Below are 13427 nucleotides of genomic sequence, written 5' to 3' on the forward strand. Positions count from 1 at the left end.
TCCCAGTGGGATCAGTCGCGCAGGGTCGCCCCGAATCGCTCGCCGGCACGTCGGACGGCGCCGTCACGGGCCTCAGAGGCCTCGGCAGCGGTCAGGGTGCGGTCCGTGGCACGGAAGCGCAGCGCGAACGTCAGGGACTTCTGTCCCTCGTCCACGCCGGAGCCCCGGTAGTCATCCACGAGGCGAGCATACTCCAACAGCTCTCCGGCACCAGTCCGGACGACGTCGAGCACATCACCCGCCGGAACGTCGATGCCGACCACCAACGAGAGGTCCTGCGTCGCCGCCGGGTAGGTCACGATCGGTGCAACGGCGGGGATCTCGGGCACGGCTCCGACGAGTGCGTCGAGGTCGAGCTCGACGACCGCGACGACCCGGGGCAGGTCCGCAGCGGCGGTCAGCTCGGGCAGGAGCTCCCCCGCGACACCGACGACGACGTCACCGACGAGCAGCGACGCCGCACGGCCGGGGTGCAGCGACGGGTGCGTGGTCTGCGCGACCGTGAGCTCGGTGCCGGCTGCCCACGCCGCGGTGCGTGCGACGTCGAGGGCGTCCGCGATGCCGAACGGCTCCGGTTGCACGCCGGGCTGCTTGACGACGCGGTTCCCGGTGAGGAGCGCTGACACGTGGAACGGCTGCGCCGGCAGTGCGGCGTCGAGCGCACGGAGCGTCTCCGCGCCGGGGTGCGCGGCTCCGGCCGGGACCGCGGTGGTGCCGAGCTCGGTGCCGTCGACCGGCAGGAACACGCGTGAGGTCTCGTACACGGCGACGTCGACGAGCCCGCGGGACACGTTGCGGCGCGCGACGTCGACGAGCGCGGGGAGACCGCTCCGGCGGAGGAGGCTCTGCTCGCTGTCGAGGGCGTTCGCGAGCGCGACGCTCGGTCCGCCGGCCGGGTCGATCCCCGGGTAGGCGGCGGTCGTCGCTGCGGACACGAACGGAGCCGTGACGACCTCGACGAGGCCGTCGGCAGCGAGCGCTGCGGCGACGCGACGGAGTGCCTTCTGGTGTGTCGTGAGACCGCGTCCGGGCGGAGCGACGGGCAGGACGCTCGGGATGCGGTCGTAGCCGACGATGCGGGCGACCTCTTCCACCAGCGTGGTGTCGTCGGTGAGGTCCGGGCGCCAGGTGGGTGCCGTGACGACGAGCTGCTCGCCGTCGGCCTCCACCGAGGCGCCGATCGCACGCAGGGTGTCGATGACCTCGGCGTCCGTGTAGGGCACGCCGATGAGTTCCTCGGCGCGGGACAGCCGCATCGTGACGGCCGGGCGGGACGCGTCGTCGACGAGCGTCGATCCGAGGGCGTCCGCCGTGCCGCCGGCGAGCTCGACGAGGAGCTCGACGGCACGGTTGGCAGCGGCTTCGGCGACGAGCGGGTCGACACCGCGCTCGAACCGCCGGGACGCCTCGCTCGGGAGCTTGTGCCGACGGGCGGTGCGTGCGATCGACACCTGGTCGAAGCCGGCGGCCTCGATCAGGACGTCGGTGGTCGACGCCGTGATCTCGGTGCGGGCGCCGCCCATCACCCCGGCGAGGCCGACGGGGCCCTGGTCGTCGGTGATGACGAGGTCTTCCGGGTCGAGCTTCCTGGTGACGTCGTCGAGCGTGATCAGGGTCTCCCCCGCGGCCGCACGACGGACGCCGAGCCCGCCGACGACCGTCGACAGGTCGTACCCGTGCAGGGGCTGGCCGAGCTCGAACATGACGTAGTTGGTGATGTCGACGGGCAGCGAGATCGAGCGCACACCGGCGAGGGCCAGTCGAGACACCATCCAGGCCGGTGTCGGTCGGGTGGCGTCGACACCGCGGACCACCCGGGTCACGAACGTGCTCGCACCGACGCGGCCGCGGATCGGGGCATCGTCGGAGATCGACACCGTGAAGCCCTCGCCGCTGCGGGGAGCGACGCGGTCGACGGGGTCGTGGAACGAGGCACCGGTGGCGTGCGCGTACTCCCGTGCGACACCGCGCATGCTCAGGGCGTACCCACGGTCCGGCGTCACGTTGATCTCGACGGCGGCGTCGTCGAGGCCGAGGAGCGCGATCGCGTCCTGTCCGACCTGCGGCTCCATCCCGAGGTCCGCGAAGCGCAGGATGCCGTCGTGCTCGTCGCCGAGTCCGAGCTCGCGCGCCGAGGCGATCATGCCGTCGGACACGTGGCCGTAGGTCTTGCGCGCGGCGATCGGGAACGGTCCGGGGAGCACGGCACCGGGGAGCGTGACGACGACGAGGTCGCCCACGTCGAAGTTGTGCGCGCCGCAGACGATGCCGCGGGGCTCGGACTCGCCGACGTCCACCTGGCACCAGTTGATGGTCTTGCCGTTCTTCTGCGGCTCCGGGACGCGCTCGAGCACCCGACCGACCACGACGGGCCCGGTCAGGTCGAACGTGTGGACCGCTTCTTCTTCGAAACCGACCGACACCAGCGCCGCGTGGACGTGCTCGAGGGTGGCGTCCTCGGGGAGGTCGACCGACTCACCGAGCCAACGGAGTGGGACGCGCATCAGACCACCGTTCCGAACTGCTGCGAGAAGCGGAGGTCGCCCTCGAGGAAGTCACGCATGTCGTTCAGGCCGTTGCGGAACTGCAGGGTCCGCTCGATGCCCATGCCGAACGCGAAGCCCTGGTACTCGTCGGGATCGATGCCGGCGGAGCGCAGGACGTTCGGGTTGACCATGCCGCAGCCGCCCCACTCGACCCACCGTGCGCCACCCTTGGCGTTCGGCTGCCAGACGTCCATCTCGGCGGACGGCTCGGTGAACGGGAAGTAGTTCGGACGCAGACGGATCTGTGCCGCTGCGCCGAAGACCTGGCGCGCGAAGTGCTCCAGCGTGCCGCGCAGGTGCGCCATCGTCAGGCCCTTGTCGATCGCGATGCCCTCGACCTGGGTGAACACCGGCAGGTGCGTCGCGTCGAGCTCGTCCGCGCGGTACACGCGCCCGGGAGCGATGACGTAGAGCGGCAGTTCGCGCGACAGCAGCGACCGCACCTGCACCGGAGAGGTGTGGGTGCGCATCACGAGGTGCCGGTCCACTGGTTCGACGAAGATCGTGTCGGCCATGGCGCGCGCGGGGTGGTCCTCGTCGAAGTTCAGCGCGTCGAAGTTGAACCACTCGTGTTCGAGCTCCGGGCCCTCTGCCACTTCCCACCCCATGCCGACGAAGATGTCGGCGACGGCTTCGTTCAGGAGCGAGAGCGGGTGGCGGGAGCCGGGCGTACGGGTGGACGGCAGCGCGGTCACGTCGACGCGTTCGGCCTCGAGCCGGGCACGCTCCTCGGCCTCGGCCAGCACGGACTCCTGCTCGGCGACCGCACCGTTCACGCGGCCCCGCGCCTGCCCGACGAGCTTGCCGGCCTGGGCCTTCTGCTCCGGCGGCACACTGCGCATCGAGGCGTTCATGCGCGCGAGCACGGACTGTTCGCCCGTGTGCTCGGCCCTGGCCTGCTTCAGTTCGGCGACCGTCGTCGCGGCGCGGACTGCGGCGAGGGCCGCGTCGACCGCGTCGGCGACCGCCGATTCGCTGATCTCGAGAGGTTCTGACACAGCAACCGATCCTACCGGCCCCTGGGATACCGCCGTTCTGTCCTGCGCCGGCCGTGCACAGAGCGGCCCCCGGACCGACTGGGCCCACGCGAGCCGGTACCGACACGTCGCGGAGCTAGCGGAGCGGCGTGTCGGCCGAGCTCGTGGGGAGGGAGGACTAGGCGGTCCGGAGCGCGAACGCCGACTCGTACAGGCAGACCGACGCCGCAGTGGCGAGGTTCATCGACTCGGCCGCGCCGTAGATCGGGACCTTCACGGCCCGGTCGACCAGTGCCAGGTCCTCGGCGGTGAGGCCGCGGGCCTCGTTCCCGAAGACCCACGCGGTCGGCCCGTCGAGCAGCCCCTCCGCGCGGACCTGCGGGAGGTCGTCGCCCGAGACGTCAGCGGCCAGGATCGTGTACCCGAGCGCGCGAGCACGGGACACGGCGTCGACGAGCGACACGCCGACCGACACCGACACGTGGAAGAGGGACCCGGTCGTCGAGCGGACCACCTTCGGGTTGTACGGGTCGACGCTGCGGCCGGTCAGGACGACCGCGTCGGCGCCGGCGGAGTCGGCGGCGCGGATGATCGTGCCGGCGTTCCCCGGGTCACGTACCTCTTCGAGGATCGCGACCAGTCCCGGCAACGGACGGTTCGTGGCGGGGTCGACCCGAGCCTCCAGTCCGGTCGCACCGGGGTCGGGGAAGACCTGCCGGACCGACGTCGGGAACTGCTGGCAGACCGCGACGACGCCCTGCGGGGTGACCGTGTCGGCCATCGCGGCGAGCACCTGCTCCGTCACGAACCAGGTGTCCACCGGCGCGTCGTGCAGGTCGTACCGCTCGGCTGCGGTCGGCGTGACGTAGAGCTCGCGGAGGAGCTCCGGCGCGTACTCGATCGCCTCGCGGACGGCCTGCGGCCCCTCGAGCAGGAACAGGCCCGTCTCGGCACGCTGGTCCTTCTTGGACAGGGCGGCGACGGCCTTGACGCGGCCAGCGCGGGGGTTCTCGAGGAGATCAGTCACGCCACAAGTGTCGCAGCATGCACGAAGCCCCCGGTCCGCGGACGGAACGGGGGCTTCGGTGAGGGCAGTGACGACTACGCAGCGGCCTTCGGGGCCGAGGTGTCGGCCGGCAGGGCCTTCTTGGCCGTCTCGACGAGCGCGGCGAAGGTGTCGGCGTTGTTCACGGCGAGGTCGGCGAGGATGCGACGGTCGACCTCGACGCCGGCCAGGTTGAGGCCCTGGATGAGGCGGTTGTAGGTCAGGCCGTTGGCGCGGGACGCAGCGTTGATGCGCTGGATCCAGAGGCGACGGAACTCGCCCTTCTTCGCGTGACGGTCGCGGTACGCGTAGACGAGGGAGTGGGTGACCTGCTCCTTGGCCTTGCGGTACAGACGCGAACGCTGGCCGCGGTAGCCCTCGGCGCGCTCGAGGATGACGCGGCGCTTCTTGGCGGCGTTGACCGCTCTCTTTACTCGTGCCATTGCACTATTCCTTTACGATCCGGGGGCTCAGTGGCCGAGGAGCTTCTTGACGTTCTTGGCGTCACCCTTGGCGAGGACCTGGTCCTCGTTGAGGCGGGCCTTGCGCTTGGAGGACTTGACCTCGAGGTTGTGACGCATACCGGCCTGCTGCTTCATGATCTTGCCGGTGCCGGTGACCTTGAAGCGCTTCTTCGACCCGGAGTGGGTCTTCTGCTTGGGCATGGTGGTGCCTTTCCGTGGGGTGGATGGGGAGCCGCTTCGTTGCGGGGTCGGTCTGGTGGGTCTGAGTGGGCCAGAACCTATTCGGCCGGGGACTCGGCGGGTGCCGTTTCCTTCGACTCGGCAGGTGCCGCGTCGTCCGGCTTCGCCTTCGAGGCGTGCTCCGACGCACGACGCTCGGCCTTCTCGGCCGCGCGCTTGGCGTTCTGCTCGCCCTTGACGTCGGACTTGTTCTTGAGCGGAGCGATGATCATCGTCATGTTCCGGCCGTCCTGCGTCGGACGCGATTCGACGACGCCGAACTCGGCGATCTCCTCGGCGAACTTCTGCAGGAGTCGGACACCCTGTTCCGGACGCGACTGCTCGCGGCCACGGAAGAGGATCATCGCCTTCACCTTGTCGCCACCGAGGAGGAAGCCCTCGGCGCGCTTGCGCTTCGTCTCGTAGTCGTGCACGTCGATCTTCAGGCGGAAACGGACCTCTTTCAGGTCCGTGTTCACCTGGTTGCGACGGGCTTCCTTGGCCTTCTGAGCGGCTTCGTACTTGAACTTGCCGTAGTCCATGATCTTGGCCACGGGCGGCTTCGAGTTCGGCGCGACCTCGACCAGATCCAGCTCGGCTTCCTGCGCGAGGCGCAGTGCGACGGCGATGGGGACAACGCCGACCTGCTCGCCCTGGGGTCCGACAAGACGGACCTCGGGGACGCGGATTCGGTCGTTGGTACGGGGATCGGGAATGCGGAGCTCCTTCAATCAGTGATGGCCGTCCGGGGCGTTTGCCTGGACGACGGCACGAGAGGAGATCTGACGCACGGATCGGGACCCGTTCGGCAGCCGCCCGACTCCTGCACCACTGGACGCTGCCAGTCGTGCCGGACTGCCGAACGCTGGCGCTCGGCGGAGCGGTGGTGACCCGGTAGCCTGGTGGTTCGTGGCCGCGGGTGGGAGTGACTCCTCTTCGTGATGTTGTCCGCCGGTCCGGTCAGGTTCTCGCGAATCGTTCCGGGCACACGGACAGCATCTGCCGCGAAGAGTCTAACAGAGGAGCACCGTGACCGACACCCCGCCCAACATCCCCGTCGACGACGCCGACGACGCCGCCCGGGACATCTCGGAGGTACCGGCCGTCGAGTTGATCAACACGGTGGCCGTGCACCTGCTGAGCGCCGCCGCCGTGAAGGTCGGACTGGCGGACGACCCGCAGGAGCAGACCGACCTCGACGAGGCGCGCAAGCTCATCACCGCCCTGGCCGGCCTGGTCACCGCGGCCGCCACCGAGATCGGCGACCACCACGCCCGCCCGCTGCGCGACGGGCTCCGCTCGGTGCAGCTCGCCTTCCGCGAGGCATCGGCCATCCCGGACGCGCCGGGCGCCGGTCCCGGCGAGAAGTACACGGGTCCCGTCAACTGACGACGTGACGGACGGGAGGCCCGTGGCGGCGTCGCCACGAGCCTCCCGTCCGTCGTGTGGTCCTGGTCAGTGCGCGGAGCGCGCGGCCAGGCGCGTCACGGCCGCCACCGGGATGCCGACCCAGGTCGGGCGGTTCCGCGCCTCGTAGACCACCTCGTAGACGGCCTTGTCGATCTCGAAGGCGTCGAGGACCTCGCGGTGTGCGCGGAGGTCGACGCCGATGCCCCGTTCGTAGCCGTCGAGGAACGCTGCGCGGGCCTCGTGCGCCCACGCCCCGGCGTCGACGGGGTCGTCGTCGTGCGCGAGGGCTCCGGCGACGTAGTCGAACGAGCGCAGCATGCCGGCGACGTCACGGAGTGGCACGTCCGGCAGCGAACGCTCGTGGAGCGGTCGGAGCGGCTCGCCCTCGAAGTCGAGGAACACCCACCCGCGCGGCTCCGGCGCGGACAGGACCTGCCCGAGGTGCAGGTCCCCGTGGATCCGCTGGAGCGGCGGCCACGCGACGTCGGCGGCCCTCGCGTAGACCGCCCGGACGGCGTCGGCGTGTTCGGCGATCTCCGGCACCTCGGCGGCGGCGGCCTCGAGCCGGGCGTGCATGGTGTCGATCGCGGTCCGGATGCGGGCCGGGGTCGCGGCCTCGGTCGGCATCACGCCAGCGAGCGTCACGTGCACGTCGGCGAGCGCCGCACCGAGCCGGTCGGCTCCTGCCGCGAAGGAGTCTCCTCGGCGGGCGTCGTCGAGCGCCACCCGCCAGGCGTCGTCGAGGCCGGGGAGGAACTCCTGTGCGAAGGCCAGGTGGCCACTCGCCACACCGTCGGCGCGTCCGACGTCCGGCCACTCGCCGTGGAGGGCGCCGAAGACCTTCGGCACGCGTGACGAGCCCGCGGCCGAGAGTGCCTGCTGGGTCGTGACGTCGGGGTTGTCGCCGTGGTGCAGCACCCGGAACACCTTCACGATGACGGTGCCGCTGTGCTCGGTCTCGCAGATGATCGAGGTGTTCGACTGCTCGCCGCGGAGGACCCGGGCACTGCGGACGGGGCCGACCGGGGTGAGGGACTCGGCGCCGGCGTCGATCTGCGCGAGGAGCCAGCGGGCGTAGGCGGGGTCGTGGGGGGCGTCGTAGGTCGTGGTCGCGTCCGGGGCTGCGCCCGGTGCGTCGGGGGCTGCGCCTGGCGCGTCGGCGCCTTCGGCGTCTGCCGTGTCGATGCGCGCGTGCTCCAGACCGGCCACCGCGTGCGCGTGCTCCGTCGTGGGCACCTGGTACAGCACGGCCCCGGTCCGGGCGTCGTCGATCACGAACCGGGTGGTGATCTGCGCCCCGTCGGTGGCGTCGTCGGTCCGGGCGATCGTCCGGAGGTTCGGCGTCCCGCCCTTCGCCGCGTACCAACGTTGGCGGGCCATCCACTGTGCGACGTCGCTCATGCGTCAGGAGGCTACGCGAGCGCTCGGTTCGCCGTCCCAGGTCCTCCACAACGCGCGACTTCGACAGGGGTGTCCACATGATGCGGATGCCGACGCACCGGTGCCGGTCCGCGGACGACACTGGCGTGCATGGAGACCTCGCCACCCGCCCCTGACCCTGACCCCGACACCGACACCGCCACCGCCGACGTCCTCGCCGACCCACGCCACACCTGGCGCATCCCGGACGACCGACGACTGCCGGCGATCGACCCGTACTCGGACGCGGTGCACCGGACTCCCCCGGTCACCGTGCGCGAGACCCTCTGGGACACCGACGACCGGGTGCTCGCGTTCGAGGGCGTCGAGCTCCTGCGCGCCGAGGACGGATCGCCCACCTGGAGCATCGACCGCGGCGACGGTCCGACTCCCGTCCCGGACGACCTCGACCGTGCGACCGCGCCGTCGGCCGACGGTCCGGTGGTACCGCGCGACGTGGTGGAGGTGTTCCTCCGCGGTCGCACCGTCCGACCCGTCCGGGTCCGGGACACCACGACGACCCTGGTGGTGGTCCGCGGCAAGGACGGGAAGGTCCGCGTCGAGGTCGCCGACGTCCGCATCGACGAAGGCGACTCGGACACCACGCTGGTGGCGAGTGGCCGGTGGTGGGCACTCACCGACGACGGGCATCCCGGCTCGATCGCACGCGCGGTCGAGCGAGCGCTGACGGACGCGGCGGACGATCCCGGCCGGTCCGACCGCGGGCCGGTGCCGCGCCTGGCACCGGTCCGCCGTCCGGCAACCGCACGGGCGCACCTGCCGCATTCCGGGACCGCAGCGGCCTTCGTCCGGGAGACCCTCGTCGGGTTGCGGGCCGATCTCGTCGCCATCGACCCCCTGGTGCGTGCCGACGAGCGCGATGCGGTGCACGCGTTCCGCAAGGTCCTGCGCCGGACCCGCAGCGTGCTCGCGGCGTTCCGCGGCGCCCTCGACCGCGACGCCACCGAACCGCTCCGTGCCGCACTCGCGCAGATCGGTCGAACGGCGGGGACGGCTCGCGACGCCGAGGTCCTGCGTGACCGGCTGCTCCGATCCGCGGCACGGACCGCGGCGGGCTACGTCGACGCCCGGACGCTCGATCGACTCGGTTCGCGGTTCGAGCACACCCGGGCGACGTCCGCAGCGGAACTCCGGCGGACCCTCCGGACGGCGGCGTGGTTCGACGCCCTCGGCGCCCTCGACCGGTTGGTGGACTCCGCGCCGACGGGTGGGCACGCCCGCGATGACGCATCGGCCTTCGTGACCGCACGGATCGAACGGGAACGCGCGCGGCTGGCGAAGACCCTCGACCGGAGCACGGGTGACCTCGTGTCCCTGCACGAGATCCGGAAGGCCGCGCGTCGGTTGCGGTACGCCCTGCAGGCCGCCGGCGGGCTCGCGGACGTCGGGAAGCGGCGACTCGGACGACTCCGGCGGATCCAGGACACCCTGGGCGACGCACTCGACGCCGCACACGCCGCGGATGCGTACCGACTGGCTGCCGTGGATGCTGCGGCCGACGGCGAGGACACGTTCGGGTACGGGGCGCTGGCGACGTCCGAGCGCGCGGTGGTCGAGCAGCGGATCGCGGAGGGGCGTCGGCTCCTCGCGGGACTCTGACCGGCCGCGGGTGCGGGCTCTGCGAAGATGAGCGAGTGCCGCACTACCTCGAGGACCTCGCCGCCGGACAGACCTTCACCACCCCTGGTCGCACGATCACCGAGACGGACGTCATGTCGTTCGCCTCGTGGACGAACGACAACAACCAGGTGCACACCGACGTCGAGTTCGCCGCTCGGACGCGGTACGGCCAGCGTGTGGTGCACGGCATGCTCGGCGCGTCGCTCTGCCTCGGCCTGATCGCCCGCACCGGTGTCTTCGAGGGATCGGCCGTCGCGCTGCTCGGCATCGACCAGTGGCGGTTCACGGCCCCGGTGTTCATCGGGGACACCGTCACCTGCGAGGTCGAGATCCTCTCCACCCGGCTCACCAGCTCCGGCAAGACGGGGATCGTCGAGCGCACGGTCACGCTGCGGAACCAGCACGGCGAGGTCGTGCAGCAAGGTCGGATGGACGTCATGGTGCTGACGCGGGACGCAGCGATCGGCTGAGCCGTCCCCGAACGGTCCCGGTAATCGGAGCGCGCCGGTTTACAACGATGTAGGACTGGTCCACCATGGAGGCATGAGCACGCTCGACGGCACCGTCGCCGCACCCAACAGCACTCCAGCGCCCGTCCTCCCGCTCGCCTCTCGGCAGGACGGCACGTACCCCCGCCCGCAGATGCTCCGCGAACAGTGGGCCGACCTCGACGGGACGTGGTCGTTCCGGAACGACGGCGACGACACCGCCTGGCGTGCTGGCTTCCCGGACGCCAGGGACATCGTCGTCCCGTTCCCGCCGGAGTCCGTCGCGTCCGGCATCGACGAGGCGGGCTTCCACCCGGTGGTCTGGTACTCCCGCACGATCACCCCGTCCGACCTCGAGGCCGCCGGGTACGGCACGAGCAGCCCGCGACTCCTGCTGCACTTCGGCGCCGTCGACTACCGCGCCTCGGTCTGGATCGACGGCGCGTTCATCGGGTCCCACGAGGGCGGCCACACGCCGTTCGGCTTCGACGTGACGGATGTCCTCACCGGGGACGCCGACGCCGCGCACACCCTGGTCGTCCGTGCCGAGGACGACCCGCACGACCTCACCCAGCCCCGCGGCAAGCAGGACTGGCACGAGGACCCGCACGCCATCTGGTACCGCCGGACCACCGGGATCTGGCAGACCGTCTGGCTCGAAGCCGTGCCGACCGCGTCGATCGAGTCTCTGCGCTGGACGAACGTCGACCACGAGACCCTCCGTCTGACCGTCCGGGTCGCCGGTGTCCGGGCCGGCGGCGACCGCATCCGCGTCGAGGCGTGGTGGGACGAGCGGGACGAGCACCTCGCGACGATCGAGGCGACGCTCGGCGACACCGCGGACGAGTTCGACGTGGTCGTACCGATCGCGCGGCAGTCGAACGGGCAGGCCGAGGACGAGCTGCACTGGACGCCGGAGACGCCCCGGCTGGTCGACGCCACGGTGACGCTGCTCGATCGCGCCGGCACCACGGTGGACACCGTGGCGAGCTACTTCGGCCTGCGGACGGTCGGCGTCGACGGCGGCGTGTTCGTGCTCAACGGCCGGAGCTACGACGTCCGCAGCGTCCTGAACCAGGGCTACTGGCCGGACTCGCACATCGCCGCCCCGTCGCGAGCGGCCCTCCGGCGCGAGGTCGAGCTGATCAAGGAACTCGGCTTCAACGCCGCGCGCAACCACCAGAAGATCGAGGACCCGCGGTTCCTGTTCTGGGCGGACCGCCTCGGTCTGCTCGTGTGGGGCGAGGCACCCGGCGCGTACGCGTTCTCGCCGCGCGCCGTGCAGCGACTGATGCGGGAGTGGATGGACGCCGTCGAACGCGATGCGTCGCACCCGTCGATCGTGACCTGGGTACCGGCCAACGAGAGCTGGGGCGTCCAGCACATCAACACCGACCCGGCGCAGCAGGCATACGCCAGGTCGCTCGCCGACGTCACACGGGCACTCGACCCGACACGTCCGGTCATCTCGAACGACGGTTGGGAGCACACCAACTCCGACATCATCACCATCCACGACTACGACGGGAACGGCGAGAGCCTCGCGCGTCGGTACGCGGACGACACCGCGCGCACGGAGTTGTTCCACGGGATGGGTCCTGCGGACCGCTGGGTGCTCGTCGGCGGCGCCGAGGACCACGGTCAGCCGGTGATGCTGACCGAGTTCGGCGGCGTGAACTACCAGCCGGGTGCGCAGCGCGAGGACGGGTGGGGCTACACCTCGGCCTCGGACGGCGACGACTGGATCGTCCGCATCACCGCGCTGTACGACGCGATCCGCGCGAGCTCGTTCCTCGCCGGCTCCTGCTACACGCAGCTGACCGACACGATGCAGGAGACGAACGGGCTCTTGAACGCCGACCGCACCCCGAAGGTGCCGATCGAGCAGATCCGGCGGGCGGTGACGGGGCGCTAGCCGAGTTCTCCACAGTCACCGGTCTGCGGTCCCGGCCGCGGTGTCGGGTCTGGGAGGATCGCCTCCGTGACCAACGTGGCGGAAGCGAGCCGGGCCTCCCGGCCGGTGCCGCGGTCCCTGCTGTCCGGGCCGCGCAGCGCGTGGAGCGCGCCGCTCGTGATCTGGGCGGGGTCTCGGATCCTGAGCACGCTGCTGCTCGCGACGATGTACGTCGTCGCGACGGCGAACGGGTGGGACTTCGCCTCGTACCGGAAGGACCCGTCGTTCTTCACGTTCTCCGGATCATGGGACGCGTCGTTCTACCGGACCATCGCGGAGCACGGGTACCCGTCGACGCTGCCGACGGACGGCGACGGGCACGTGCTCCCCAATCCGTGGGCGTTCCTGCCGGTGTTCCCCGCACTGGTGCGTGTCGTCATGTCCGTGACCGGTGGGTCGTTCTGGGTCGCGGGCGTGCTCGTCGCGACGGTCGCCGGTGCCGGGGCGTGCGTGCTGCTCTACCGTCTCGTCCTCGCCGTCGGGTGCGCGCACCGGGCGCGGTGGGCGACGGCATTGTTCGCGTTCGCGCCGACCGGGTTCCTGTTGCAGGTGGCGTACGCCGAGACCACGTTCCTGGTGCTGCTCTTCGGCGGGCTGCTCGCACTCGTGCACCGGCGCTACTGGCTGGTCGCGGTGCTCGGGACGGTCGCCGCGTTCACGAAGCCCGGCGTCCTGGCCCTCGCCGTCGCGCTCGCCGTGCACCTCGTCGTCCGCTGGGTGGGGTTCGTCCGTCGGCGTGGCCCGTTCCCGTGGCGGGACCGGATCGCGATCGTCGTCGCGGGGCTCGTCGTCGCGGTGGCGGGACTGGCGTGGCCGGTGATCGCGAGCGCGGTCACCGGTCGGCCGGACGCGTACCTCGACACCGAGTTGTCGTGGTGGGTCGGGTTCGTGGGACGCCAGCACTTCGCGCCGCTGACCCCGTGGTTCGTGATGGCGGGGCGGTGGCTCGGGCCGATCGGCATCGTGCTCGTCGTGCTCGTCCTCGTGGGCGCGCTCTGGTTCTTCCGGCGACGCGACGTGCGCGCGCTCGGGCCGGAGGCGCTTGGGTTCACGGCCTCGTACGCGCTCTACCTCGTCGCGGTGTTCCTGCCCCAGCAGAGTCTGCCGCGGTTGCTCATGCCGATGGCGCCCCTGCTCGGGTCGGACGTGTTCGTCCGGACGCGGCGGCGGGCGCTGACGTGGCTGGTCGTCGGCGTGTGCCTGCAGCCGGTCGCGATCGTGCTGCTCTGGTTCCTCGGGTACCCGTAGGGCTGGCGGCGGGCCG

At 71.4% G+C, this 13427-nt stretch carries 12 protein-coding genes; 5 read left to right on the top strand and 7 right to left on the bottom strand.

Going from position 1 to position 13427, the window contains the following annotated elements; all coding sequences use genetic code 11:
- Positions 1-11 precede the first annotated feature (11 nt).
- From pheT to infC, 6 genes are all read right to left on the bottom strand, one after another.
- On the bottom strand, positions 12-2504 hold the full coding sequence (gene pheT, locus QK288_RS18605; protein ID WP_281265752.1) for a phenylalanine--tRNA ligase subunit beta: 2493 nt from the start codon (positions 2502-2504) through the stop codon (positions 12-14).
- Positions 2504-3544 (bottom strand): phenylalanine--tRNA ligase subunit alpha, encoded by a 1041-nt coding sequence (gene pheS / locus QK288_RS18610; RefSeq protein WP_281265753.1) that lies wholly within the window; start codon positions 3542-3544, stop codon positions 2504-2506. Before pheS ends, pheT begins: the two co-directional genes overlap by 1 nt.
- Positions 3545-3701: 157 nt before the next feature.
- The gene (locus QK288_RS18615) at positions 3702-4550 is read right to left on the bottom strand and encodes an RNA methyltransferase (RefSeq protein WP_281265754.1); all 849 of its coding nucleotides are present in this window, start codon (positions 4548-4550) and stop codon (positions 3702-3704) included.
- 74 nt (positions 4551-4624) lie between these two features.
- A complete protein-coding gene (gene rplT, locus QK288_RS18620) occupies positions 4625-5011 on the bottom strand; it encodes a 50S ribosomal protein L20 (protein WP_243562817.1) in 387 nt (128 codons plus the stop codon).
- Between the two features lie 27 nt (positions 5012-5038).
- A complete protein-coding gene (rpmI, locus tag QK288_RS18625; protein ID WP_071298709.1) occupies positions 5039-5233 on the bottom strand; it encodes a 50S ribosomal protein L35 in 195 nt (64 codons plus the stop codon).
- Positions 5234-5310: 77 nt separating this feature from the next.
- Positions 5311-5982: a translation initiation factor IF-3 gene (infC, locus tag QK288_RS18630; RefSeq protein ID WP_281265755.1), complete on the bottom strand. Its 672-nt coding sequence runs from the start codon at positions 5980-5982 to the stop codon at positions 5311-5313.
- A 298-nt stretch (positions 5983-6280) separates the two neighbouring features.
- Between infC and QK288_RS18635 the strand changes: the two genes are divergently transcribed.
- Complete coding sequence (locus QK288_RS18635; RefSeq protein ID WP_281265756.1) at positions 6281-6640, top strand: DUF1844 domain-containing protein; 360 nt, start codon at positions 6281-6283, stop codon at positions 6638-6640.
- Positions 6641-6706: 66 nt separating this feature from the next.
- Here QK288_RS18635 and QK288_RS18640 read toward each other — a convergent pair whose 3' ends face one another.
- Entirely contained in the window at positions 6707-8062 is a 1356-nt protein-coding gene (locus QK288_RS18640; RefSeq protein ID WP_281265757.1) for a phosphotransferase, read from the bottom strand.
- A gap of 129 nt (positions 8063-8191) precedes the next feature.
- On the opposite strand from QK288_RS18640, the gene QK288_RS18645 reads away from it, so the two are divergent.
- From QK288_RS18645 to QK288_RS18660, 4 genes are all read left to right on the top strand, one after another.
- The gene (locus tag QK288_RS18645) at positions 8192-9700 is read left to right on the top strand and encodes a CHAD domain-containing protein (protein WP_281265758.1); all 1509 of its coding nucleotides are present in this window, start codon (positions 8192-8194) and stop codon (positions 9698-9700) included.
- A gap of 35 nt (positions 9701-9735) precedes the next feature.
- Complete coding sequence (locus QK288_RS18650) at positions 9736-10191, top strand: MaoC/PaaZ C-terminal domain-containing protein (protein WP_281265759.1); 456 nt, start codon at positions 9736-9738, stop codon at positions 10189-10191.
- Between the two features lie 73 nt (positions 10192-10264).
- Positions 10265-12124, top strand: a complete 1860-nt coding sequence (locus QK288_RS18655; protein ID WP_281265760.1) for a glycoside hydrolase family 2 TIM barrel-domain containing protein — start codon at positions 10265-10267, stop codon at positions 12122-12124.
- A 66-nt stretch (positions 12125-12190) separates the two neighbouring features.
- On the top strand, positions 12191-13411 hold the full coding sequence (locus QK288_RS18660; protein WP_281265761.1) for a hypothetical protein: 1221 nt from the start codon (positions 12191-12193) through the stop codon (positions 13409-13411).
- The last annotated feature ends 16 nt before the right edge of the window (positions 13412-13427 follow it).

The sequence above is a fragment of the Curtobacterium sp. 9128 genome (assembly GCF_900086645.1).
Lineage (GTDB): Bacteria > Actinomycetota > Actinomycetes > Actinomycetales > Microbacteriaceae > Curtobacterium.

Coding starts and splice junctions, on each gene's coding strand:
- pheT (WP_281265752.1), bottom strand. CDS start 2,504: ATGCGCGTCCCACTCCGTTGGCTCGGTGAGTCGGTCGACCTCCCCGAG.
- rplT (WP_243562817.1), bottom strand. CDS start 5,011: ATGGCACGAGTAAAGAGAGCGGTCAACGCCGCCAAGAAGCGCCGCGTC.
- rpmI (WP_071298709.1), bottom strand. CDS start 5,233: ATGCCCAAGCAGAAGACCCACTCCGGGTCGAAGAAGCGCTTCAAGGTC.
- QK288_RS18640 (WP_281265757.1), bottom strand. CDS start 8,062: ATGAGCGACGTCGCACAGTGGATGGCCCGCCAACGTTGGTACGCGGCG.
- QK288_RS18645 (WP_281265758.1), top strand. CDS start 8,192: ATGGAGACCTCGCCACCCGCCCCTGACCCTGACCCCGACACCGACACC.
- QK288_RS18655 (WP_281265760.1), top strand. CDS start 10,265: ATGAGCACGCTCGACGGCACCGTCGCCGCACCCAACAGCACTCCAGCG.